Here is a 23,759-nt window from a genome sequence, read left to right as displayed (position 1 = left end):
GAGGGGAATTTTATGCAAAATACTTCAATTAAAGTGGTTGGCCTGCAAAAGTCCTACAAGCAGCTTCAAGTGCTGAAAGGCGTTGATTTCGAGGTAGAAAAGGGTAGTATTTTCGCCCTGCTCGGCTCCAACGGGGCGGGCAAGACAACAGTTGTCAAAATCCTCACCACACTGCTCAAACAAGATAGCGGAACAGCCACCGTCAACGGATTTGATGTTGCTTCTAAACCCGAGAATGTGCGGCAAGCGATCAGTCTTACTGGGCAATTTGCAGCCGTGGACGAAATTTTGACAGGTCGGGAAAATCTGATCATGATTGCGAAGCTGCGTTACCTCAAGGATCCACGTCAGGTTGCGGACGACTTGCTTAAACGCTTCGGCCTGACAGAGGCCGCCGACCGCAGAGCGTCTACGTATTCAGGTGGTATGCGCCGCAGGCTCGACATCGCCTTGAGCCTTGTGGGTAATCCGCAGATCATTTTCCTCGACGAGCCGACGACTGGGCTTGACCCCGAGGCGCGCATCGAGGTTTGGAAGATTGTTAAGGAGCTTGCGGACGGAGGCACGACTGTACTCCTAACCACGCAGTATTTGGAGGAAGCTGAACAGCTTGCCGACCGAATTGCCATTCTGCATGAGGGTAGGATTATCGCCAGCGGCACGCTCTCGGATCTAAAAAAGCTGTTTCCATCCGCAAAGGTGGAGTATATCGAAAAACAACCGACATTAGAAGAGATTTTCCTCTCAATCGTCGGCAAAAAGGAGGTGAAGTAAATGGAGACGACAAAGAATCATTTCTTCACCGATATTAGCGTTATGCTTGGACGTTCCATGCGCCATATTTTCCGCAGTATGGACACCATCATCACGGTCTGCATCACTCCAATTGCGATGATGCTGCTGTTCGTCTATGTGTTAGGCGGTGCCATTCAAACCGGAACGGATAACTATGTGAATTACCTGTTGCCAGGTATACTGCTTATGGCGATCGCAAGCGGAATAGCCTATACGGCTTACCGCCTGTTTATGGATAAGCAGCGGGGCATTTTCGAGCGGTTTCACACCATGCCGATTTCACGTTCCGCCTTACTTTGGGGGCATGTGCTGACCTCTCTAGTGTCCAACGCCATATCGCTTCTCGTCATCATTCTCGTAGCATTGATTATGGGCTTTCGTTCGTCCGCGGGAATACTGCCATGGCTTGCCGTAGCAGGCATACTCGCATTGTTTACACTGGCCTTAACTTGGGTCGCGGCGATTTCCGGACTGACCGCAAAAACGATTGAAGGTGCAAGCGCGTTTTCCTATCCACTTATCTTCCTGCCGTTTATCAGTTCGGCGTTTGTGCCGACCGAGTCGATGCCGTCAGTCGTTCGCGCCTTTGCCGAAAACCAGCCGGTTACCTCGATCGTGAACGCCATCCGTGCGCTACTGGCAGATCAGCCGGTGGGCAATGAGATATGGGTCGCCCTTGCTTGGTGCGTCGGGATATTGTTAGTAGCCTTTTTCTTTGCAATGAGGGTGTATAAAAATCGGGTGTGAAAAAAGGACAGAGCGCAACTGATTGGCAGTGTAAAAATACGAAAGTCGTTATAATCACTTTTATACTATCAGCTCAGCTTAAAGCACCCAAGTGGTGCTTTTTATTTTGCCTTACGACTCATTTTTGCAGTCTCCTTCTTCATACGGCAGGAGGCTTTCCTAGTAATTCCACCTTTATTTTTACTCTTTCATACAAATCATAATTGATGAAAAGGAGTGAAAATATAAAATGAACAAAATTAAAATACCTATAACAGCAGTATTGTTTTCTGTGTCATTGTTAGCAGGATGTAGTAGCGGTGATAACATGAAGTCTCAAAATTACGATAACTATCGTAATAATAACATCATCACCAAAAGTCAAGATAATTACAGACCATTAGCGACCTCTACCCCAGGGAATGTAGCCAACACAACAACGGGCACCCAGTTTAACGATGTTTCAAGTGGAGAATGGTTCGCACAGAACGTTCAATGGGCAAGCAGTTTAGGGCTGATTGATGGGTATCCGGATGGATCTTTTCAACCTAACAAAGCACTGACAAGAGCCGAAGTAATTAAAATCATCAAATCATTAGCAGACGCCGGTTATATTACTATTCCTGCTGGAGGGACGCCAACAGCAACACCGACGGCAACGCCAACAGCAACACCTACGGTAATGCCAACGGCAACACCTACGGTAATGCCAACGGCAACACCAACAGCAACGCCAACACCAACAGCAACACCTACGGCAGCACCAACAGCAACTCCTTGAACACTACAAATGTGAGCTAAGTACCAATCTTAACCGCGATGGCGAATGAGTTGCTTGTGAAAGTTGATTTAAAAGTGTCCCGAGCCCGCTAACCATTAAATTGGTGGCGGGTTTATTTCTGTTCTTTACAGGGATGACAACGGAGTACTTCGGGATTTTTTATCATAAGGAGTATGTCGGGATAGGAATTGAGGACATAATGGTTACCATTCTACTTTGAGGTCTAATAAAAAAGGTGTAATTGCATGCTATTTTCTCCTTTAAAGCCAATGATTGTTTCGAGCGGTAAAGAAGCATTTGATGATGATGGATTTATTTTTGAACCCAAATGGGACGGATGGAGAATTCTCTTACACAAACAGGGGACACGTTTAGAAGCGTTTACCCGAAATGGTCATGTTATAACAAGCAAATTTCCCGAACTGAAGGAAGCTATTTCTTCAATAAAAACCGATACAGTCATATTGGATTGTGAAGGCGTATGTATACGAGATGGCAGATCCGTGTTTGATGATTTTTCCTATCGTGGTCGTATTTCTGATTCAGCCAAAATTAAAGCTGCGCTTAGAACTCATCCTGCTACATTTGTTGTTTTTGATGTTTTGTTTACTGCTTCTGAGCACCTGAATGAACCGCTTATGATCCGTAAAAATCGACTCGATGAGATGATCAGTAGCACAGATATTATTACTCCAACCGTTTATATTGAAGGGCGAGGGAAAGATTTAAGTTCTTGGAGCATCGAACATGATATGGAAGGTATTGTAGCGAAACGAAAAGATTCCAAATATGTTTTAGGTGTAGTAACGAATGATTGGTTGAAAGTTAAAAATTTCAAAACGATCGACACCATTATTTTAGGCTATCGTACGGAACCACAGTTTAGTTTGGTTGTAGGGCTTCACTTTAAAACAGTTAGGTATAAACCTGTTGGTATCGTTGAATTTGGTTTTAATGAAGATGATAAGCTCACATTTCTAGAGATAGCAAAACAGCTGCAAATTAGAATGGATAAGCAAACATATTGGGTAGAACCAAAGCTTTGTTGTAGGATTCAATATCAAGAGCGCACCGATCAACATCAGCTTCAGACGACTATATTTAAAGGGTTTTTGTTTGATAAAGACCCTGAGGATTGCTATTGGACGTATTGAGGTGGAATTTGCAGTAATATAAACTTAGACTCTCAGCCCGTTGCTGAGGGTCTCTTTTTTCTCTCTAGAATCGAAAGGCGGGTATTATGCCAAGTTATACGATCGATTAACCAACCAGTTAATAACATTGAAGACTTGTATACAACCTACAAACCTCTTTTATTTTCCATTGCTTACCGTATGCTTGGTTCTCGATCCGATGCGTAGGATATGGTGCAAGATTTGTTCATAAGTATCCATGGATATCTAAATGAAAACATTCTTAATATCAAATCCTACCTTAGCAAAATGATGATCAATCGATGTCTGAACGAATTAAAGTCTGCGCGAAAAAAAAGAATAAGCTACGTTGGAAATTGGCTTCCAGATCCTACCGTGCAAACCATAAAAGTGGTCAATTAATAAAAAGGGAAGCCATCACATGAGTTCGAGGATGCCGAAGAGTTGCTTCGGCATCCTCGAGCTTTTTTTTGCCTCCACACGAGTGACAAACTGATGAAGGATTTGTTTCATTATGTTGAACATGGATGGTTTAGGGAATCGGTAATTGGAAGGCGACATAATCTTCTTTTTTTTCTAAGATAGAACCTGAGCCAGCAATTGATATAAGAAATACGGTTAGGGGATGAAAAAAAGATGAAGAAGAACAAGACTTTCAGAAGGATTACGGCTTTGTTTATGCTGATCATGATTTCAGTGTTTACGGCCGGTTGTACAGAAAAAATAATCATTCTGGATCCTAAAGGGCCGATAGGAAAGCAACAGCTTGACTTAATGGTAATATCCACTTTGTTGTGTTTAATCGTCATTGTACCGGTTCTTATTTTGACGGTATGGATTATATGGCGTTACCGAAAAAAAACGAATCGTAAAGCAAAATACACACCGGAATGGGAGCATAGTACGAAATTGGAGCTCATCTGGTGGGGAGTTCCCATTCTGATTATTATTGTACTTGCTGTCATCACTGTGCGGTCAACCTACGCGCTAGAGCCGTCTAAAGCACTTGCATCTGAAAAAAAGCCGATAACCATTCAGGTTGCATCACTTGATTGGAAGTGGTTGTTTATGTATCCCGAAGAAGGGATTGCAACAGTCAATTATGTGCAATTTCCAAAGGATACACCGATTCGTTTCGAGCTCACTGCAGACGCTCCGATGAACTCCTTTTGGATCCCTCAATTGGGCGGACAAATGTACACAATGTCAGGAATGAAAATGGCCCTGTACTTGCAAGCGGATGAAAAAGGCGAGTATTTCGGATCGGGTGCAAACTTTAGCGGACGTGAGTTCGGGAGTATGAAATTCGTGGCGAAAGCGACCACTGAAGATGATTTCAAAACTTGGATTCAAGAAGTTAAGAAATCTAAGCAGGATTTATCGTTAGAAGGATATAAAGCTCTTTCCGAACCCGGAGTAACTAATACTATGTCCTACTCCTCGTTCCCAAAAAACTTATTTGAACAAATTGTTACCAAATATGCTTCATCTCATAATCACGGTCCTTCTAATAATACGAAAACAGATGTGAAAACAGATGTGAAAATGGATATGAATATGGATCATATGCAACATTCTGGTCATTAACTGGAAAGGGAGACATTAACCATGTGGGATAAAATTAAAGAATTTGCATCAACATTTTTCGTCACCGGTGATCCGCTTATTTATGGCGCTGACGTTAGTATCTTGCTGACATTGATCGTTGTAGTCTTTACGCTCACTTATTTCAAAAAATGGACATGGCTATGGCGAGAGTGGTTAACAAGTGTTGATCACAAACGTATTGGCATCATGTATATCATTTGCACCATACTAATGCTTTTTCGGGGAGGAATAGATGCACTGCTTATGAGGGTACAATTAGCGGTGCCCAATATGGAATTTTTAACACCCGAACATTATAACTCCGTTTTTACGACTCATGGAGTGATTATGATTTTATTCATGGCTATGCCATTTATGTTTGGTTTGTTTAATATCATCGTACCTTTACAGATCGGTGCACGTGACGTAGCTTACCCATTTTTGAATTCGCTTAGCTTTTGGCTATTCTTTTGGGGAGCTTTATTGTTCAACTTATCATTTGTTATCGGCGGCTCGCCTGATGCTGGGTGGTTGTCATACGCCCCATTATCGGAACTATCACATAGTCCTGGGGTAGGACAGAATTTCTATATCTGGGGAATTCAGATCTCAGGAATCGGTAGTTTAATGACAGGTATTAACTTCATTGTAACGATTCTAAAGATGCGTGCCCCCGGAATGACATTAATGAAAATGCCAATGTATGTATGGTCCGTTTTGTCGAGCTGTATTGCCATAATTTTCGCTTTCCCGATTTTGACAGCAACATTGGCACTTTTGTTTTTAGACCGCTATCTAGGCGCCCACTTCTTTACGCTTGACGGCGGAGGAAATCCGATGATGTATATCAACTTGATTTGGATGTGGGGACATCCCGAAGTTTATATCATTGTTCTACCGGCTTTTGGTATTTTCTCTGAAATCGTGTCGACATTTTCAAGGAAGAAATTATTTGGCTACAAGTCAATGGTTTATGCTTTGATGATTATCAGTATTCTTTCCTTCTTTGTTTGGGCGCATCACTTCTTTACGATGGGTTCTGGAGCGGATGTTAACTCGTTCTTTGCTTTGACAACTATGATGATTGCCATACCTACTGGAGTCAAAGTTTTCAATTGGTTGTTTACGATGTTTAGAGGACAAATAACATTCGAAACCCCAATGCTATGGACAATTGGATTCATTCCTTGCTTTGTTCTCGGTGGATTGACTGGAGTGATGCTCTCAGTTGCGCCAGCAGACTTTCAATACCACAATAGTTATTTTCTAATTGCTCACTTTCATCAGGTTATCATTGGCGGCGTAGTTTTTGGCTTCTTCGCAGGTTTGTATTATTGGTGGCCTAAGGTTTTCGGTTTCAAGCTGCATGAGGGACTTGGGAAATGGGCTTTTTGGTTCTGGAATGTAGGTTTCTATGTTTGTTTCATGCCGCAATATGTACTTGGTCTAATGGGGATGACGCGGCGAATTAGTACGTACGGTTGGGATAGCGGATGGTGGGAATTGAATTTGATCTCGACTGTGGGCGCATTCTTAATGGGAATCGGATTTATTTTTCAAATATGGCAGATTGCCCATAGTATTAAATTTATGGAGAAAGATACGACAGGCGACCCTTGGAATGGACGAACTCTTGAATGGTCAATGCCTTCTCCTGCGCCTGTGTATAACTTTGCTACTCTCCCGCTTGTATCCACACGAGATGAGTGGTGGGAGAATAAGAAGCGGAAAGGTAATGCTGAAACATCACAGACGTATTCTAATTTTGAACCCATACACATGCCTAAAAATTCTCCGATTCCATTCATTAAATCGTTCTTTTGGTTTATTGTCGGCTTTGGTTTAGTTTTCGATTGGCTCTGGTTGGCCATTCCTGGTTTTATAGGAATAGTTGTTTGTATGCTCGTACATTCGTTAAACTACAACACTGATTATTATATTCCTGTAAAAGAGATAGAACTCACAGAAGCTGCGGCAAGGAGGGTTCAATAATGGCAACGTCCAAAATGGTTCCTCATATGTCCAATCTCCATGCAAATAATGGTGATCATCACGATTTGGAAGCGAATCGACAGTTCGGTTTTTGGATTTTTCTAATGACGGATTGTATTTTATTCGGTACATTGTTCGCTACCTATATCGTATTGCAAGGAAACACGAACGGAGGTCCTTCTGCCCAAGAACTTTTTAAAATGTCAGGAGTTATTGCGGAGACGTTCATTCTACTTACGAGTAGTTTCACAAGTGGTCTTGCCGTTCTAGCCATGAATAAAGGAAACCAAAGGGGGGTAATCCTCTGGTTGCTGGTCACGGCTATATTGGGAGCAAGTTTTATCATCATGGAAGTTACAGAGTTCAATCATATGGTACATGAGGGAGCTACTATAAGTACAAGTGCTTTCCTCTCTGGTTTTTTTACATTGGTTGGTACTCACGGCCTGCATGTATCACTTGGTTTGGGTTGGATGCTTTCAGTTATCATACAGTTGTCGCGGCGTGGAATTACGCCTGTTACTCTGCGGAAAGTTAATATCATCAGCTTGTACTGGCATTTTCTTGATGTGGTCTGGATTTTCGTTCTTACGGTCGTTTACTTAATGGGGGTGATGTAAGATGGAAAATAGTACGATCAAAGAAGTACTCCATAAAAGTACTCTTAAAACCTATGCAACGGGTTTCCTGCTTTCAATCATTCTTACCATCATTCCACTTGTTATCGTGATGTACAACCTGTTTGAGAGCAGCGTTACTTACATTGTTTTGATCATAGCGGCGATTCTGCAGTTCGTTGTTCAGCTTATTTTCTTCATGCATCTACGCGAAGAGGTTAAGCCTCGTTATAACTTAATAACCCTTATTTTGGGACTGATTATTTTACTAACGATCGTTATAGGATCGATTTGGATTATGAAATATAATATGGTAGCTCATTAATAAACTATACGCCGACAAATCAGGACGAAAATACGAGGGATGTAGGGAGGATATACAATGATTACAGATCTGTTTCTGCTCACGAAGCCGCGGATTATACGTCTTAATCTGATTGCTGCGTTCGGTGGGTTTTGGGTAGCATCCAAATGGGAGATTGATTGGATTCTAATGGTATGGATGCTGGTTGGTTCTGCACTAACGATGGCATCTTCATGTGTGATTAACAACTATTGGGACCGGGAACTTGATAAAAAAATGTCTAGAACGAAAGATCGTGCATTGCCAAATGGTAGACTTGGATCAAGGAGTGTTCTTGTTTATGCATTACTACTTGGAATTCTGGGCGAGTACTTGTTGTTCTGGAAGGTAAACTCGGTTAGTGGCTGGCTAGGATTGCTAGGTATGTTTGTTTATGTTGTAGTCTATACGATGTGGCTGAAAAGGACATCGACTTGGAGCACTTCAATCGGCGGAGTGGCTGGTGCGATGCCGCCAGTGATTGGCTTCACCGCAGTGACTAGCCACTTAGATGCTGGAGCATGGCTGCTTTTCGCCTTATTATTTCTATGGCAACCGGCGCACTTTTGGTCATTGGCCATCCGCCGCGTAGAAGAATATAGAAAAGCAGGGTTTCCACTGCTTCCTGTTATCAAAGGCATCTTTCGTACTAAAATACAGATGATTCCTTATATTGTCCTACTTCAGCTCGTTGTCGTATTGATGTACTATTACCATTATGTCGGAGTTATCTTTTTAGTCGTATCGATACTGTTAGGTGTAATATGGTTATGGCATACGGTTAGAGGATTAATGGTTAAAGATCCTGAAAAGTGGGCGAAGTCAAATTTTTTAATTTCGGTTAACTACTTGATGCTTGCGTTTCTCATGATGATACTGGATACAGTTGGCCGCCCATTTGGCGGGTTTCTGCAGTAGCATAGCATCGAGGAATGACGAAGGGGGACATAATTAACAATTACAACAGCTTTCAAAACAATATCGTTTAACTAGAAAGAAAATAAGAAGATTAAAACATAGGGTTGTCCCATAAATCAAAAATAACGATTTATGGGACAACCCTAATCTTTGTTTAGACATTAATATAAGAGATAACCCATTTCATTGCTCATGCACCTTGTTGCTTTTTTAACACAGTACGCATCGAAGAGCTGCCGCAAATTTCGAAATTCCGGACCCGATTTCATCAGCCCTAGCCCTTGCAAAAGTGAATCGCACATAACCGGAGTCCGAACCATAAACGCTGCCGGGTACAAAGATAACTCCCCTTCGGATGGATTCTTCCAACAGCTTGTTATCATTTACCGCTGGAATAATCTTGCACCACAGGTGCAAGCCTCCTTGTGGAATCGTAAAGCTGACTAGGTCAGGCAGTTCATGTTGAAGAGCTTCAATCAACAAATCCCGTTTATAGAGCAGATGCGTGCGCAAACGGCCCAAATGAGGCTGGAAATAGTGGGACTTTAAAAACTGTGCAGCAACTCTCTGCGGAACAACGCTAAGTCCGAAATCCATCTGTTGTCTTGCATCGGCAAGCCGCTCGACAACGGAATGGGGAGCGACCATCCATCCAATTCGCAACCCGGATGCTGCGATTTTAGAGAAAGAGCCTATGTAGAGGACCGAGCCGATAGGATCAATTGACTTGAGTGGCTGCGGCGGTATCCCGTCGTAAGCAGTAAGGCTAAAGGGATCATCCTCTACAATCGGAAGTCCCAACTCGCTTGCAACATCAAGTAGTTCAATGCGACGATCAGCATCGAGTACAGCACCTGTGGGGTTCTGGAAATTTGGATTAATAAATATCATCTTGATGCGGTGTTTTTTATACAGTGAGCGAATATCTTCGGGCCGGACTCCTTTATCATCTACGGGAAGACGGAATAACCGAAGACCGGCCGATTGAAACATGGGCAATGAGTAGCAATAAGAAGGATCTTCAATCGCAACCGCATCTCCGGGGGTTAACAAACACTGGGTAATTAAAAATAAGGATTGCTGGGAGCCAGATGTAATGAGTATCGAGGATTCTGTGGTTTGGATGTCCCGATATTGACTAAGATATGCGACAAGCGCTTCCCTGAGCGGGACAAATCCTTGCGGATTGTCATATCCTAAATATTCTGTATAGTGATTTTCGCCCATAAGAATATTGATCTCCTCCACAGGGGAGAGATCCGATGCCAGCTCGCCGCTTGCAAAATCAATCATAGATTTATCTTGTTGAAGAACTTCCCGGATACGTCGCAAAAAAGGCAAATTAGGCAAGAAACTCCCACCTTCAACATACCGATGCCAGTTCGGTGTATGTGTCGGTGTAACTCCCCATTTATATCTTACTCTCGTTCCGCTTCCCGTATGGCTTTCGATGATTCCGAGCGCACGTAATTCAGCATAAGCAAGGATGACGGTGCTTCGATTTACTCCCAATTGTTCGGCTAATTTTCGTTCGGAAGGCAGCAAGCTGCCGGGTGGAAACTCGCCGTATGAAATTCTTCGTTCAAGATCATCAGCAATTTGTTGATAAAGAGATTTGCCGCTAGAACGATCAGGTTTCCACATGTCATCACCTTCTATCTAGAGTTGCAAGATGGATATATATATATCACAGATTTATTTCCATCATAACATTTGGACCGAAATAAAGAGCCTGTCTATTTATCAATAAAATGACGAAATAATATCAATCTGTTGAACATGGATGGTGGTTCTTGCTTTGAATTGGATGGGACTCTCGTTTATACTTCCCCAAATTTGCATATAAAATCTAGCGAAATATGTAAATGTATGAACAGAAAAAGACGGCTCCTTCCATTTAAAAATGGAAATGAGTCGTCTTTTTGTTTAGAGAATTTGCTGGTAGATAGGTGTTTTGCTAGATCGATCTGGTTTCCAATTAGATGCACTTGGATGGGGTAATTTGGACTTAATTGGGTGGTCACATACCAGTCATAGAACAGTATGATAAATACAATTAGTTATGATAGGGGTAGAAATGACTTACGTAAAATTATGTTTGATTTCGATTCGGTGAGACATTACAGCAGACCTTATATATTCCAACTACACGTAAATGAGGATGAGAAAAATATAGTGAAGTTTATCAAAGATACTAAATATTGAAATATATAGTAGGCATCTCCTTTAGATCTGCCTTCTTTTGAATATGAAAAATTAGATCTAGAAAATAGGAGGTCCGATGAAGCAATTAAATATGACAATTTGGTTCTGGGCACGAATACTACTTGCCATCGCTCTTATGATAGCTTTTTTTTCAAGGCATCAAGAGCCAAAAGCAGATAGTAAATTTGAACGATTACAATGGGTCGGGGTAGCAGAATATTGGTTGGACACGCAAGGAGGTATAAGTTCTAATCAAATGAATGGTGTCATTTCCGAACTTATTTTAAACCATTTAAACCCTAGTGCTCGATTACAATTAAGTCTACGACTAAAGCCAATCATAAACAATGATAGCTCTGAAGTACATCCTATTGGAAGTGGTGTATTGATTCATGGGAATGAAAAAATATCTATTCTAGTTAATTCCACCTCGATATTAACTAAAACCAAATTATCAGACGGCTCTGTTTATTTGTACGGATCAATAAATGCAATTTTAAATACAAAATCCAGACAAACAAATGTATCTCTTCATATTGCTGGATTAATGGGTTCGAATGAGTTTGAAGTTAGGTATCCATACGCAGACAAAGAAGGATTCATAGTGTTTGGTAAAGGAATTCATACCCATCTTGAAGAGATTTCAAAGATAAACAACTACTAGGGGATGAGAAGCATGGATCAACATTTGACACCATTGTTTACATTGGACTGTAAAAAAAACAGTAGATTGGATGGGGAAAGTGTTCCTATTCAATTATATAATACTAATGAAAGAAGTTACGTTAGTAGTTTTAATGGCCGAATGAACGAACATTGAAGGGAGATAATAATAATGAATAATTCACATAGAAACAACTACGAGCAAACGATGGATGGTCTTCTCCTAATAACAGTAATATTCTTCTTGTCAATCTTCTCAGGGCTCTTTTACTTTTTGATTAATCACTTCTTATGAAGTAATGGTATAAAGAGGAGGTTTTGGTTCAAAGGTTGACAATATAAATAACTTTGAAAACATCGCTACAAAAAGGAGGCCACTGAATGAATATGAATAGCTATTATCTGATATTTTCGATCATTTTATTAATTGGTTTAATTTCTACTATTATGATTGGTTTTTCGCGCAAAAATCGTGAAGGAGATCAAACATATTTCCAAAAAACAGGGGTTAAATGGGTGAGACTTACGGCTTTCTATGTTATTGCAATTGCTGCTGGCTTGTTAGCCTTGTTAGCATTCATAATTTCTTCAATAGAATAATAAAGACAACGTCTATCGTAAGCAATTACGAAGACGTTGTTTTTTATATGATGATCTTGGATGGACGTTTGTATTCTAATATTATGAACTTAATCTTTGTCTATTGGAGGTAATATTTCTTTGTGAATATTCAAAATATCATGGCAGGAATCATGTCAGCTTTGCTAGCTTGTAGCGGTGGTGCCCTATTAGTTATCCATACTGCAGAAAGTGCTGGGTTTAATCGAAGTGAGATTGTAACATGGATGTTTGCTGTTTATTTTTTTGGCGGACTACTTAACCTCATAATGACGCTCAAGTATAAGACTCCATTTGGAGGAGCACATTCTATCACGGCAATCGCCTTCTTGACTTCAACAGCCGCTCAGTTCACGATTCATGAATTAGCTGGAGCTTATATCATGTCGGGCCTGGTAATAGCTTTACTTGGTTTCTCTGGTTTATTGAATAAGGTTCTCTACTATATACCAAAGCCGTTTATTGATGCACTACTTGCCGGACTAATCCTAAACTATGTTGTGAGAATAGTACCAGCAGTAAAGGAAATGCCAATTGCCGGATTGCTAGCTATTTTCGGATTCTTTATTACGCCCTTCTTATCAAGAAAAATTCCTCCATTTATAGGCGTTCTTTTTTTTGGTTTAGCAGGTTTGCTCTTCAGTTACCACTTTCCAATTATGCAGCATACAGGTTTTATTATACCTCCTCCCGTGATACCTTCATTTACTATGGATGCTTTACTATCTATAGCCATTCCTATTTCGATATTAATTGTGAGTAATGATATTGTTGTAGCTTTAACTTCGTTGAAAAGGAATGGATTTGATCCTCCAGTGAATAAGTCGCTTATTTTTTCAGGAATATTTTCATCAGTTGCCGGAGTATTTTCTGGCCATGCCGCCAATATAGGTGGAATGATGAGTGCACTTTGTAGTGGAGAGGATTCGGGCCCTAGAGATCACCGTTATTTTGCGGCAATCGTTTCAGGGACACTGGTTACGTTTTTTGGAGTATTTTCTTGGAGAATTATTGATATCATCGAGTTGCTGCCTACTTCGTTCGTCACATTAATTACAGGCTTTTCTCTAATCGGAGTACTGTTGAATAGTGTTCAATCCGCATTTTCTGATATAAATTACAGATACTCTACGTTGTTTACGTTTATTTTGGCAATCTCAAATATTTCTTTCTTAGGTATTTCGTCTCCTGTTTGGGCATTGTTAGTAGGCATTGTTACTGCGAAGATTTTTAGGGAAAAGACAATGGTGGAAGTAGTGTCAAAAAAGGATTTGAAATGCTGAATGAAATTTGTGTTTTTCTAAAACTGAACGTTTTGTACATATTCTGCATGCATAATGGGCTTTGTCAAAAAAGGAGCGCCTCAGTATGATGGGTTTGTCGACGGGGGTGGATACCCAACACCATCAAGGAGGCGCTCTTACTTATGAAGTTTAAGCAATTTGGCAGTGGCACAATAAATCAGTTTCTGAATTACTTAACAACATTGGATTTAGACTTTAATGCAATTCTGAAAAAGAAATCTCGGATCTGACTTTTTCAGTCATGGCGATCAATGCTTGGAACCGCATAAACGTAGCTTTTAAGACTGTACCTGGATCGGCAGACACGGCATTTGGATTAACGAAAGCAGGTCTTAGCTAATTTGTTATATCATGTATGAAAATGAAGGAGACCCGGTACAATTACGGGTCTCTTTATCATTTCGGGAAACAGTTTCCATTAGGCAGAAGGTCCATAGTGAAGTATCATTTAGGACAGGGTGATATCACATGTTCATTTCTCCTATGATGATGTACAATGCCAAAAATAATAAGCCATTTTACAGTAAGAATCATATAGCGGAATTAAAATTAGACGGTTTACGTTGTATTCTTTCCAATATGGATAAACTGTATGTGTATACGAGACACAATGAATTGATAACACATAAATTTCCTGAGTTACTCAGATGTCCAGTTCCTGAGGGCACCATACTTGATGGTGAATTAGTCGTGTTGGATGATCAAGGGAAACCTGACTTTGAAGCAATGTCCGCGAGGTTTTTATCTAAGAAAAATAGGAAACCTGTGGTTTTTTGTGCTTTTGATATTTTGCGATATAAAGGAATTGACGTCACGGGGTTAAGCTTGCTGAAGCGCAAAGAGCTGTTGGAGCAGGCTTTTACAGAAAATGAGAACTATAAAAAGATTGAAATGTTTGAGGGGAATGCCGTTGACTATTTTGAGCAGGTCCGCGGGCGAGGCCTAGAGGGCATTATCATTAAATCCAAAAAAGAGAATTCCAGATACAACGTAAATAAACGCTCCATCCAATGGCAAAAGGTCATTAATTGGACGTATGCGGATGTGTATATTTCTGGCTATAGGAAAAATAATTTTGCATTACTGGCCTCTATTGATGCAGCCGATGGATCTAAGTTTCCTGTTGGCATCGTTGAATCAGGCGTATCACCAATCCACAAAAAGGCCATAGAAAGCGTGCAGAAACGCTTAGTATTCAAGGAAGACAAAAACTTTGCCTATATGGAGCCTCGGATTATGGCGAGGGTTAAAACTAGAAGCTGGACCCAAAGCGGGAGACTGCGTTCACCGGAATTTATGGAATTCGTTATCTAAGCATAGAGAGACTGAAATCACCAGGGAAGCATGGGTGACTTCAGTCTTTTCTAGTTATATATTTATATCCATTCATTTACATAATCTACACGGATCTAGAGCAGAATAGTCATACTATCGAAATGTTAGGATTATGGTGAGTATAACCATGTTTTCCATAAAAAATATATTGTTCAAATCCAAACCCAAGCTCAATAAGTCAATCGTGAAGGATGCTTTATCATTTAACTTCGCAGCTGAATTGGATCAAATGAATACACAATTCCAAGAAACGTTTCGCATGTTTCCTGACTTTGTTAGTAGACAATTGACCACTGACGTTACGTATGGTGTTTATTATCTAAGCAATTTGGTGGATCCAGAGATTCTTTATCAAGAAATTCTTAATCGATTAATTGAAGTCGAAGATACGCCCTCACCGGAAAAGCTGGTTAATTTAATCCCGGTAGGACAGCTGTTGCTTGACGATAATTGGTACCATATGCAGCAACATATATTGCAAGGCTGGACGTATATCCACATAAGCGGCTATACATTAGGTATTCTTGCTAAAACCACGAAACATAGAGAACGGAACCTATCTAAGCCGGAAAATGAAAGTCAAATTTTGGGTCCACAAATTGCTTTTACGGAAAATCTGGAAACCAATGTTGCGCTAATCCATCAATATTTGCCGAACCCTGATTTATGCGAAATTGCCATGAATATAGGTGAAAATACCCAAACAAGTATCCGTCTCGTCTATTTGAGAAATCGAGCCGATTTAGAAATGGTTACACATATCTATAACAGCATACAGGCGTTGGAACTGGAAGCGCTATTGGATGCAACGATCTTGACGCAATGGCTGGAAGATAATCCTAGCTCCGCTTTTCCGCAAATGATTACGACGGAGAGGGTGGATCGGGCGATATTTCCACTCCTTGAGGGAAAGGTTGTTATTGTGGTTGGCGGCAGCCCGTTGGTTATTGTCTGTCCTACTACGTTTTTTGATTTTTTTAAGTCGATTGAAGATTATTATTATAGATGGGCTACAGGGTTGTTTTTTCGTGGATTGCGAATCGTGGGTATTGCGATCTCCCTATTCGCAACAGCCTCGTATGTGGCTGCGCTTACGTATCATTATGAAATTATTCCACAGGCATTCTTGGTCCCTCTAGCTCAATCTCGTGCCAGAGTACCCTTTCCGCCACTTGTTGAAGCGCTTATGTTGGAAACGATCATTCAGCTATTAAGTGAAGCGGGTGCAAGACTGCCTTCCAAAGTAGGTCAAACCATGGGGATTGTTGGCGGTATTGTCATTGGACAAGCAGCGGTACAAGCTGGCTTCACCAGCAATATTTTGATCATTATCGTGGCGTTAAGCGCCTTATCCTCGTTCACAACTCCGGTGTTTGCCATGGCGAATACAATACGGATTATTCGATTTCCGATCATCCTATCCGCGGGTATCATAGGCGGTTTAGGCATTGCGATAAGCATTGCTTTTCTAATTCTGCATCTGCTGCGGCAATCCAGTCTGGGCCAGCCTTACTTCTACCCTCCCTATACGATTGAAAATAAAAACAAACGAGACGGCCTCATAAGGTTCCCTTACCATTTGGCCCCGAAACGTTCCGTATTCGCCAATAATGGGGACAAGAAGGGAAACACGGATATCGATGAGTAAATCACAACAAACGTATATGTATAGCAGCTTTCTACTTATGTTTATTATCCATGACGCGCAGGTGGGCGTAGGGCTACCTGGTTATCAAAGAGTTGTGTTTCAAATGGCTGGACATGATGCGTGGATTGCTGTCTTACTTGCAGGGATCATCACACAGCTCGTGGTTTGGTTGATGATTAAAACGTTGGCGAAATTCGAAAATAAGGACCTCTATGAGATTCATTTGCTAGTTTACGGAAAGTCGCTCGGCCATGTTGTGAATCTAATCTATATGGTTTATTTCTTATGTGCGACCATCATTGTGATGCGCAATTATGTCGAAATGATTCAGGTCTGGTTATTTCCTAATGCCCCGCAGTGGTTATTGGCTTTATTGATTACAAGTGTCGTATTTTATGGCGTAAATGGAGGCTTGCGAACGATTGTAGGCGCATGCTTTACATTTGTGACCCTTACAATTTGGTTAGTCTTTTTGCTTTATTTTCCTTTGATTTATGCGGACTGGACGGGGGTATTACCCATACTGGAGGCGGATCTCAGTCAGCTGAGTAAAGGGGTGCTTTCGATGACTTTTACGATGGCAGGGTTTGAAATTCTCTATTTTATTTATGCGTATGCCAAAGATAAGACCAAAGTTCATCGGTATACCCAAATTGGTGTAATAAGTGTCACCGTGGTGTACACAGCCGTCATGTTTGTTTCGATTGTTTTCTTCAGCGGTGGTGAACTCTTGAAGACAGATTGGGCTACATTTACGATGCTGAAAATTATCAAATTTCCGTTTTTGGAACGATTTGAGTATATAGGCGTTAGTTTATGGTTGTTAGTGATCGTACCCAATCTGCTCATGTATAGCTGGGCGGCGACAAAGGGACTCAAACGTACTTTTGCATGGAAACAAAAATACTGGTTGTATATATTCATGGGAGCCGCTTGGCTCGCGTGTTCTTTCATTGACTCCCGGATTCAGATTGATTATATTAATAATCTTTTTGCTAAATGGGCTGTCTATATCGTTTATGTGTATCCGGTGGTACTCTTCGGAATTGTCCAATTTCATTTCTGGAGGCATAAGAAAAGGAGTCAATCAGAGGTAATAGTATGAAGAGAATCAATCTTATTTTCATTGTGTTGCTTGTATTCATTTTGGCTATCAGCATACGTTTAGAGACAAATGTGTTGGAGAAATTAGGAATGACAATCGCGGTCGGCTATGACCAAGGTGAGGGTAATAAAATTAAAGCTACCTACGTGATCCATCAGATCGATCCTAATTCCAAATCCTCTGTCCTGACGATCTCCTCTGAGGGGTTGACCAGTAAAGGGGCACGTATTGCTGCGAACCGCAAATCGAATAAGAAAGTCGTTTCAGGTCAGCTGCGAGTCGCCATTTATGACTATAGACTTGCCCAGGCAGGTATTTTACCTTTGGTAGATACCTTATTTCGGGATGCCTCCATTGCCAGTACCGTCTATATGGCCGTTAGCAAAGACAGTGCAGAAGATCTATTAATGCATAAATATCCGCAGTTCCCGGATGTCGGAACGTTTATTGTAGATAACATCCATCAGAATATTATCGACGAACAGATGGTTTCAGGCACACTTCATGAATTTCTCTCAGCCTTATATTCCACGGCAGATCCCATGATACCGCTTCTACAAAGAAAAGGTGATTCTATAGAGCTTAAAGATGTGGCAGTTTTCAGTGGTGATAAAATGGTAGGAACCGTAGACCCCAGGGAAGCTTTCTTTCTTAAAACGATTCGCGATCGATATAAAGCAGGGAGTGTAGAACTATCTTTAGACGCGAATAAATTGGGAGATATCGTCAAGGATAGCAAGGATAAGACGGTGCGGGTCGTTATTGAGAATATATATAGCGATAGCAGTAAAAAGTTAATCAGCCAGAACCCACTTAAGTTTCAGGTCAATATCAAATTGAAGGGAATGCTTACGGAAACTTCTGCGCAGCTTGATCTCAGCCAAGCCAGTGTCATTCAAGCCCTGCAAAAGCAAATGAATGATAAATCCGAAGAAGTTGTACATGCGTTGTTAAAGAAATTAACTTCCTTAGATTCGGATCCGATCGGATTTGGAGAAGTCTACAGAAGCCGGGTGTACCACTCGAACCTGACAAGTGATTCATGGCATGAGATGTATAAAACAGCCTCGTATGATGTCAATGTCGACATGCGAATCGTGCGGTTGGGACAAATTCAATAGGTGAATGAATAGGTTAAAAATTTACTCTAGTCAAATAATGTAAGATGCTTTAAGCTTGACTCATTGATTATCATGAGGAGGGTTGCAAAGGATGGAAATTAAATTATTTAAAGCGTTGTGGGGCATGGAAGGTTCATTAGAGAACCAGTTTGAGAGAATTGCAGCAGCGGGTTATGTGGGAATCGAGGCACCAATGCCGACACTCGCCGATGAAGATCGGTTCCGGAAGTTATTGGAATCGTATAAATTGGAATATATTGCCATGGTCTTTACCAATGGACCTGACCATATCGCATCCTTTGGTGAGCAAGTGGCACGTGCGGTTTCCTTTCGCCCCATCAGTATTACTTCACACAGCGGCAAGGATGCTATGCCATTTGAAGAGCAAGTCGAATTTTTCCGTGAAGCAGCTGAAATCGAGAAGAGATATGGGATCGCGATTGGTCATGAGACTCACCGCGGTCGCACGTTGTTCAATCCTTGGGAAACCGGAAGGCTGCTTGATGCAGTTCCTGAGATCAAGCTAACGGCGGATTACAGCCATTGGTGCTGTGTAACAGAGACCACACTAGAGAATCAAGAAGAGAATCTTCGCAAATCCTTCTCACGTGTACAGCATATTCACGGCCGCGTAGGTTACGCACAGGGACCACAGGTACCAGATCCGCGTGCACCGGAGTATGCGCATGAATTGCAGCGGCATATGAGCTGGTGGGACAGCATCGTCCAAGCACACCAACAGGAAGGCCGAACGGCAATTACCTATACGCCAGAGTTTGGACCTCCAGGTTATTTGCACACCTTGCCGTATACGAACCAACCAGTTGCAGATTTATGGGAAGTCTGCCTTTGGATGGGAAAACATTTCAAAGGACAATATAAGAGTAACTAATCCAATTACTCACTGTTGAAGGTAAACATCATGCTAAGAAAATTACAGAAAATGCCTGCCTCAAGACATATTGTTATCGCTTATTTGATCGGTATATTTCTCATTGCCGTTCTTCTTAAATTACCTATCAGCTTAAAATCGGGCGCCACAATCTCATTTGTGGACGCCCTCTTTACATCAGCAAGTGCTGTCAGTGTGACAGGCCTTACGACTGTGGGCATCAAAGATTCGTTAAGTGGATTTGGAATTGGCGTACTCATCGTTGCATTTCAATTCGGTGGTATCGGCGTAATGACGTTAGGGAGCTTTTATTGGCTGTTATTCGGGCAGGAGATTGGATTGCTGCAGCGTAAGATGATTATGATTGACCAGAATCGCAACAATCTATCTGGATTGGTTCAGTTAATGAAGCTAGTGCTGGGCTTTACGCTGATCCTAGAGGCAATTAGCACAGTGGTGTTTGGCTTGTATTTCTATTTCGCTGGCGAGTATGGGTCGATTTGGAGCGCCCTGTACTATGGGATGTTTCATACCATTTCGGCTTTTACGAATGCTGGTTTCGATCTGTTCGGTAATTCGTTGCTTGATTATTCGGAGGATTATTTCGTACAAGTGCTTACAATTATATTGATTGTTCTAGGCGGTATCGGCTTTCCAGTACTGGCTGAGTTGCGAGAGTACTTGTGGGGGGGAAATAAGAATTTCCGATTCTCCTTATTTACCAAACTAACACTAGTGACCACATCGGTGTTGTTGCTATTCGGAACCATCGGCTTCTGGTTGATGGAGCGGACACATGCATTGGCTGGGATGAGCTGGCATGGGAAATTACTCAGCGCACTCTTCACGTCCGTCACATCTCGCAGCGCTGGGCTTACTACCATTGATATGTCCACAATTACAGAGGCAAGCTTGCTGCTTGTATCTATACTGATGTTTATTGGGGCAAGCCCATCCAGTATGGGAGGCGGTGTACGAACAACGACTGTAGCCGTAATTGTACTGGCACTTATTGCTTATGCTCGCGGGGAGAAGGAGCCGAAGGTTTTTGGTAGGATGATTAGTCAAGAGGACTCGCTCAAGAGCTTTGTTTTTTTCCTCACGGGTATCGCACTGCTCCTCGGAGGGGTATTTATACTGCTGCTGGCAGAGCCGAACCGCTGGGGAGTGTCTGCCGTCCTGTTCGAGGTGGCCTCGGCATTCGGAACATGCGGGTTATCCACGGGAATCACCCCTGAGCTGGGCAGTGTTAGCAAAATCACGCTCATCGTGCTCATGTTCATCGGACGCATCGGACTGTTCCTGTTTTACTCCCTATTTACCAATGGGAAGAAGAAACCACTCATCCGGTATCCGGAGGAGAAGCTGATCATTGGATGATCAGCCATACGCTTATAAACCGAGGTGGATCATAGATCTGCCTCGGTTTTCTGTTGGTACATGATATATGCCCAGAAAATAAAAAATCTCAGCTTCGTGTTGGTCAGAAGAGTGTGTCGGAGACGTCCCAGTGGAAAATTTTTGAATACCATAAGTTGTAAAATGTTATAATAAGACGAAGACGCAGCCTAGGAGTTTTTTGAGGCTGTTTTTCTTTTAAAATCTGGGGGATTTCGACTGCAGAAGTCGAATTCACAAATAATTTACCCAGGAAAGTGAAACGTGATTGAATTTCATGCGTATCAGATAAGGGAGTTCACTAAAACAGGTAAGCGAAGGGAGGTGACCTCGTTGACAATCAGTTTAGTCAAAGGTCAAAAGATCGATTTAACAAAAGGTAACGCAGGTCTTTCTAAAGTTGTGGTTGGTTTAGGCTGGGATCCTGCTGTTGTAGAGAAGAAGGGATTCTTCGGCTCGAAGAAGACGGCAGTCGAGATCGATTGTGACGCTTCCGTGATCTTATTGGATGAAAAGGGAAGAATAACGAATCAGAAGCATGTCATTTATTTTGCTAATCTACAAAGCCCTGATGGTTCAGTCGTTCACTCTGGTGATAACCGTACTGGAGATGGCGATGGTGACGATGAGACGATTTCTATTAATTTAGGACAAGTTCCCGCAGATGTAAGCAAAATCGTTTTCGTCGTGAATATTTATGACTGTGTGAATAGAAAGCAAGATTTCGGTCTCATTCAATCAGCTTATATCCGTGTATTGAATGGTTCCAATCAACAAGAGTTAGTTAAGTTTAACTTAACTGATGACTATTCAGGCAAATCCTCCCTCATTGTTGGTGAAATTTACCGACACAGCGGCGAATGGAAATTCAGTGCAATTGGTGAAGGCAGCACAGACACAACCATTGGACAATTAGTCAAAAGATATCAGTAAAGGCACAGCCAAATCCTATATAAAGAGAGGTATTTCAAATGTCTATTTCATTATCTAAAGGGCAGAAAGTCGATTTGACGAAAACAAACCCAGGCTTGACGAAAGTTATCGTTGGCCTTGGTTGGGATACGAACAAATACGACGGCGGCAAGGATTTCGATTTGGATGCTTCCATTTTTGCAGCGAATGCTGCGGGTAAAGTTGGAAATGAATCTGATTTTATTTTCTACAACAATCGTCAAAACTCGAACGGTTCTATCGTACACAAAGGTGACAATCGTACAGGTGCTGGCGATGGCGACGATGAAGTCATCAGCGTTGATCTTAGTGCAGTACCGGCCGAAACGGAGAAAATTGCTTTCTGTATCACAATTCATGATGCGGAAGCAAGATCGCAAAATTTTGGACAAGTCTCCAACGCTTACGTACGTGTGCTTAACGAGGGATCTGGCACAGAGTTAATTCGCTTCGATCTTGGCGAAGACTTCTCCGTTGAAACAGGTGTTGTGATCGGTGAGCTTTACCGTCATAGCGGTGAGTGGAAATTTAGCGCAATCGGCAGTGGATATAAAGACGGTCTAGCAGGGTTGGCACGCGATTACGGTTTGCAAACTTCCTAAGATTCAAGTCTTAATGAAATAGGGTGGTGCTTCTTTAAGCATCACCTTCCCTACTCTTCTGAATCAATTCGACTCGAGAAATGGTGTTCACATGACCAGCTTTGTTGTGTTATGAATTGGAAATCAATGCTCCGAGGAAAATGGTACGTGTATTCGGAGAATGATATAGATGGGGCAAGATCATGAGGAACAGCTAATAATACAGGGGGTCCACCTTAATGTCAGATTTTTTCCAAAGTTTCGTTGATAATTTCCTTAATTTTTTTAGCTGGGACGTGCTCTCAGCAACACTCACAGATCCGGTAAACTGGGGGATTATTGGAACGCTAGTTCTTCTCGAAGGATTGCTTTCTGCTGATAATGCGCTAGTACTAGCTGTGATGGTTAAGCACTTACCGAAGGAACAGCAGAAGAGAGCGTTGTTCTATGGTCTACTTGGTGCCTACATATTTAGGTTTATCGCCATTGGTATAGGTACTTTCTTAGTACAGATTACCTGGATTAAAGTAGCCGGTGGTGCGTATCTTCTCTGGATCGCTTACAGTAATCTCTTCATGAAGAAACATGATGATGGCGGCGGGGAAGTCAAGAACAAAGGTCTTTCCTTCTGGCGTACGGTGCTTGCCGTAGAAATTATGGATATTGCCTTCAGCGTGGATAGCGTGTTGGCAGCATTCGGAGTAAGTGACAAGGTGTGGGTATTATTCCTTGGTGGTATCTTAGGCGTTCTCATGATGAGAGGCGTGGCGCAAGTCTTCTTGAAGCTTATTGATAAGATACCGGAATTGGAGAAAACTGCGTTTATCCTGATTATTGTTATCGGTCTTAAAATGATTGCTGGTGCATTTGGTTTCCACATTTCTCATGTTATCTTCTTCTCCGTCATTATTGCTTTGTTCGGAGGAACGATTATTCTTAGTATGCTTCGCAAAAAGGACAAGTCTGGGTCAGTAAAAGAATCATAAGATAAGCTATTGGACAATCCCTCCGTCATGGAGGGATTG

22 protein-coding genes are annotated in these 23,759 nt (G+C 41.7%); 21 read left to right on the top strand and 1 reads right to left on the bottom strand.

The features are described 5' to 3' along the window. Window positions 1-12 precede the first annotated feature (12 nt). From AC58QC_RS18815 to cyoE, 9 genes are all read left to right on the top strand, one after another. Complete coding sequence (locus AC58QC_RS18815) at window positions 13-774, top strand: ABC transporter ATP-binding protein (RefSeq protein WP_497416696.1); 762 nt, start codon at window positions 13-15, stop codon at window positions 772-774. After that, window positions 775-1,542, top strand: coding sequence for an ABC transporter permease (locus AC58QC_RS18810; RefSeq protein ID WP_497416648.1), 768 nt, complete (start codon window positions 775-777; stop codon window positions 1,540-1,542). Between the two features lie 229 nt (window positions 1,543-1,771). Continuing rightward, the gene (locus AC58QC_RS18805; protein ID WP_497416647.1) at window positions 1,772-2,302 is read left to right on the top strand and encodes an S-layer homology domain-containing protein; all 531 of its coding nucleotides are present in this window, start codon (window positions 1,772-1,774) and stop codon (window positions 2,300-2,302) included. Window positions 2,303-2,547: 245 nt separating this feature from the next. Next, window positions 2,548-3,456, top strand: a complete 909-nt coding sequence (locus tag AC58QC_RS18800; protein ID WP_497416646.1) for an ATP-dependent DNA ligase — start codon at window positions 2,548-2,550, stop codon at window positions 3,454-3,456. Window positions 3,457-4,092: 636 nt separating this feature from the next. Next, window positions 4,093-5,043: a ubiquinol oxidase subunit II gene (gene cyoA, locus AC58QC_RS18795; RefSeq protein WP_497416645.1), complete on the top strand. Its 951-nt coding sequence runs from the start codon at window positions 4,093-4,095 to the stop codon at window positions 5,041-5,043. A 21-nt stretch (window positions 5,044-5,064) separates the two neighbouring features. Continuing rightward, window positions 5,065-7,035 carry a cbb3-type cytochrome c oxidase subunit I gene (locus tag AC58QC_RS18790; RefSeq protein WP_497416644.1) on the top strand — a complete coding sequence of 657 codons (1,971 nt, stop codon included), beginning with the start codon at window positions 5,065-5,067 and terminating at the stop codon, window positions 7,033-7,035. A gap of 26 nt (window positions 7,036-7,061) precedes the next feature. After that, on the top strand, window positions 7,062-7,655 hold the full coding sequence (cyoC, locus tag AC58QC_RS18785) for a cytochrome o ubiquinol oxidase subunit III (protein WP_497416695.1): 594 nt from the start codon (window positions 7,062-7,064) through the stop codon (window positions 7,653-7,655). Window position 7,656: 1 nt separating this feature from the next. Next, the gene (cyoD, locus tag AC58QC_RS18780; RefSeq protein WP_497416643.1) at window positions 7,657-7,977 is read left to right on the top strand and encodes a cytochrome o ubiquinol oxidase subunit IV; all 321 of its coding nucleotides are present in this window, start codon (window positions 7,657-7,659) and stop codon (window positions 7,975-7,977) included. A gap of 57 nt (window positions 7,978-8,034) precedes the next feature. Then, entirely contained in the window at window positions 8,035-8,913 is an 879-nt protein-coding gene (gene cyoE / locus AC58QC_RS18775; protein ID WP_497416642.1) for a heme o synthase, read from the top strand. Between the two features lie 210 nt (window positions 8,914-9,123). Here cyoE and pdxR read toward each other — a convergent pair whose 3' ends face one another. Beyond that, entirely contained in the window at window positions 9,124-10,557 is a 1,434-nt protein-coding gene (gene pdxR, locus AC58QC_RS18770; RefSeq protein ID WP_497416641.1) for a MocR-like pyridoxine biosynthesis transcription factor PdxR, read from the bottom strand. A gap of 637 nt (window positions 10,558-11,194) precedes the next feature. Between pdxR and AC58QC_RS18765 the strand changes: the two genes are divergently transcribed. From AC58QC_RS18765 to AC58QC_RS18710, 12 genes are all read left to right on the top strand, one after another. Further along, a complete protein-coding gene (locus AC58QC_RS18765) occupies window positions 11,195-11,782 on the top strand; it encodes a hypothetical protein (protein WP_497416640.1) in 588 nt (195 codons plus the stop codon). A 380-nt stretch (window positions 11,783-12,162) separates the two neighbouring features. Beyond that, window positions 12,163-12,381: a hypothetical protein gene (locus AC58QC_RS18760; RefSeq protein ID WP_497416639.1), complete on the top strand. Its 219-nt coding sequence runs from the start codon at window positions 12,163-12,165 to the stop codon at window positions 12,379-12,381. Window positions 12,382-12,503: 122 nt separating this feature from the next. Continuing rightward, complete coding sequence (locus AC58QC_RS18755; RefSeq protein WP_497416638.1) at window positions 12,504-13,682, top strand: benzoate/H(+) symporter BenE family transporter; 1,179 nt, start codon at window positions 12,504-12,506, stop codon at window positions 13,680-13,682. Between the two features lie 489 nt (window positions 13,683-14,171). Beyond that, complete coding sequence (locus AC58QC_RS18750; RefSeq protein ID WP_497416637.1) at window positions 14,172-15,017, top strand: ATP-dependent DNA ligase; 846 nt, start codon at window positions 14,172-14,174, stop codon at window positions 15,015-15,017. 148 nt (window positions 15,018-15,165) lie between these two features. Next, a complete protein-coding gene (locus AC58QC_RS18745) occupies window positions 15,166-16,686 on the top strand; it encodes a spore germination protein (protein WP_497416636.1) in 1,521 nt (506 codons plus the stop codon). Then, the gene (locus tag AC58QC_RS18740) at window positions 16,679-17,791 is read left to right on the top strand and encodes a GerAB/ArcD/ProY family transporter (RefSeq protein ID WP_497416635.1); all 1,113 of its coding nucleotides are present in this window, start codon (window positions 16,679-16,681) and stop codon (window positions 17,789-17,791) included. The genes AC58QC_RS18745 and AC58QC_RS18740 overlap by 8 nt, the downstream gene beginning before the upstream one ends. Beyond that, window positions 17,788-18,912, top strand: coding sequence for a Ger(x)C family spore germination protein (locus AC58QC_RS18735; protein WP_497416634.1), 1,125 nt, complete (start codon window positions 17,788-17,790; stop codon window positions 18,910-18,912). The genes AC58QC_RS18740 and AC58QC_RS18735 overlap by 4 nt, the downstream gene beginning before the upstream one ends. A 91-nt stretch (window positions 18,913-19,003) precedes the next feature. Next, complete coding sequence (locus AC58QC_RS18730; protein ID WP_497416633.1) at window positions 19,004-19,804, top strand: sugar phosphate isomerase/epimerase family protein; 801 nt, start codon at window positions 19,004-19,006, stop codon at window positions 19,802-19,804. A 30-nt stretch (window positions 19,805-19,834) separates the two neighbouring features. Continuing rightward, window positions 19,835-21,184 carry a TrkH family potassium uptake protein gene (locus AC58QC_RS18725; RefSeq protein ID WP_497416632.1) on the top strand — a complete coding sequence of 450 codons (1,350 nt, stop codon included), beginning with the start codon at window positions 19,835-19,837 and terminating at the stop codon, window positions 21,182-21,184. Window positions 21,185-21,535: 351 nt separating this feature from the next. After that, window positions 21,536-22,135: a TerD family protein gene (locus tag AC58QC_RS18720; RefSeq protein ID WP_497416631.1), complete on the top strand. Its 600-nt coding sequence runs from the start codon at window positions 21,536-21,538 to the stop codon at window positions 22,133-22,135. A gap of 38 nt (window positions 22,136-22,173) precedes the next feature. After that, window positions 22,174-22,755, top strand: coding sequence for a TerD family protein (locus AC58QC_RS18715; protein ID WP_497416630.1), 582 nt, complete (start codon window positions 22,174-22,176; stop codon window positions 22,753-22,755). A gap of 218 nt (window positions 22,756-22,973) precedes the next feature. Beyond that, window positions 22,974-23,720: a TerC family protein gene (locus AC58QC_RS18710; RefSeq protein ID WP_497416629.1), complete on the top strand. Its 747-nt coding sequence runs from the start codon at window positions 22,974-22,976 to the stop codon at window positions 23,718-23,720. The last annotated feature ends 39 nt before the right edge of the window (window positions 23,721-23,759 follow it).

This window comes from Paenibacillus sp. J22P51 (assembly GCF_059692215.1).
This window is presented reverse-complemented; position numbering and strand designations above follow the sequence as displayed.

What these genes read in the sequence shown, in the direction of transcription:
- AC58QC_RS18815 (WP_497416696.1), top strand. Translation starts at nt 13, where the DNA reads ATGCAAAATACTTCAATTAAAGTGGTTGGCCTGCAAAAGTCCTACAAG.
- AC58QC_RS18810 (WP_497416648.1), top strand. Translation starts at nt 775, where the DNA reads ATGGAGACGACAAAGAATCATTTCTTCACCGATATTAGCGTTATGCTT.
- AC58QC_RS18805 (WP_497416647.1), top strand. Translation starts at nt 1,772, where the DNA reads ATGAACAAAATTAAAATACCTATAACAGCAGTATTGTTTTCTGTGTCA.
- AC58QC_RS18800 (WP_497416646.1), top strand. Translation starts at nt 2,548, where the DNA reads ATGCTATTTTCTCCTTTAAAGCCAATGATTGTTTCGAGCGGTAAAGAA.
- cyoA (WP_497416645.1), top strand. Translation starts at nt 4,093, where the DNA reads ATGAAGAAGAACAAGACTTTCAGAAGGATTACGGCTTTGTTTATGCTG.
- AC58QC_RS18790 (WP_497416644.1), top strand. Translation starts at nt 5,065, where the DNA reads ATGTGGGATAAAATTAAAGAATTTGCATCAACATTTTTCGTCACCGGT.
- cyoC (WP_497416695.1), top strand. Translation starts at nt 7,062, where the DNA reads ATGTCCAATCTCCATGCAAATAATGGTGATCATCACGATTTGGAAGCG.
- cyoD (WP_497416643.1), top strand. Translation starts at nt 7,657, where the DNA reads ATGGAAAATAGTACGATCAAAGAAGTACTCCATAAAAGTACTCTTAAA.
- cyoE (WP_497416642.1), top strand. Translation starts at nt 8,035, where the DNA reads ATGATTACAGATCTGTTTCTGCTCACGAAGCCGCGGATTATACGTCTT.
- pdxR (WP_497416641.1), bottom strand. Translation starts at nt 10,557, where the DNA reads ATGTGGAAACCTGATCGTTCTAGCGGCAAATCTCTTTATCAACAAATT.
- AC58QC_RS18765 (WP_497416640.1), top strand. Translation starts at nt 11,195, where the DNA reads ATGAAGCAATTAAATATGACAATTTGGTTCTGGGCACGAATACTACTT.
- AC58QC_RS18760 (WP_497416639.1), top strand. Translation starts at nt 12,163, where the DNA reads ATGAATATGAATAGCTATTATCTGATATTTTCGATCATTTTATTAATT.
- AC58QC_RS18750 (WP_497416637.1), top strand. Translation starts at nt 14,172, where the DNA reads ATGTTCATTTCTCCTATGATGATGTACAATGCCAAAAATAATAAGCCA.
- AC58QC_RS18745 (WP_497416636.1), top strand. Translation starts at nt 15,166, where the DNA reads ATGTTTTCCATAAAAAATATATTGTTCAAATCCAAACCCAAGCTCAAT.
- AC58QC_RS18740 (WP_497416635.1), top strand. Translation starts at nt 16,679, where the DNA reads ATGAGTAAATCACAACAAACGTATATGTATAGCAGCTTTCTACTTATG.
- AC58QC_RS18735 (WP_497416634.1), top strand. Translation starts at nt 17,788, where the DNA reads ATGAAGAGAATCAATCTTATTTTCATTGTGTTGCTTGTATTCATTTTG.
- AC58QC_RS18730 (WP_497416633.1), top strand. Translation starts at nt 19,004, where the DNA reads ATGGAAATTAAATTATTTAAAGCGTTGTGGGGCATGGAAGGTTCATTA.
- AC58QC_RS18725 (WP_497416632.1), top strand. Translation starts at nt 19,835, where the DNA reads ATGCTAAGAAAATTACAGAAAATGCCTGCCTCAAGACATATTGTTATC.
- AC58QC_RS18715 (WP_497416630.1), top strand. Translation starts at nt 22,174, where the DNA reads ATGTCTATTTCATTATCTAAAGGGCAGAAAGTCGATTTGACGAAAACA.
- AC58QC_RS18710 (WP_497416629.1), top strand. Translation starts at nt 22,974, where the DNA reads ATGTCAGATTTTTTCCAAAGTTTCGTTGATAATTTCCTTAATTTTTTT.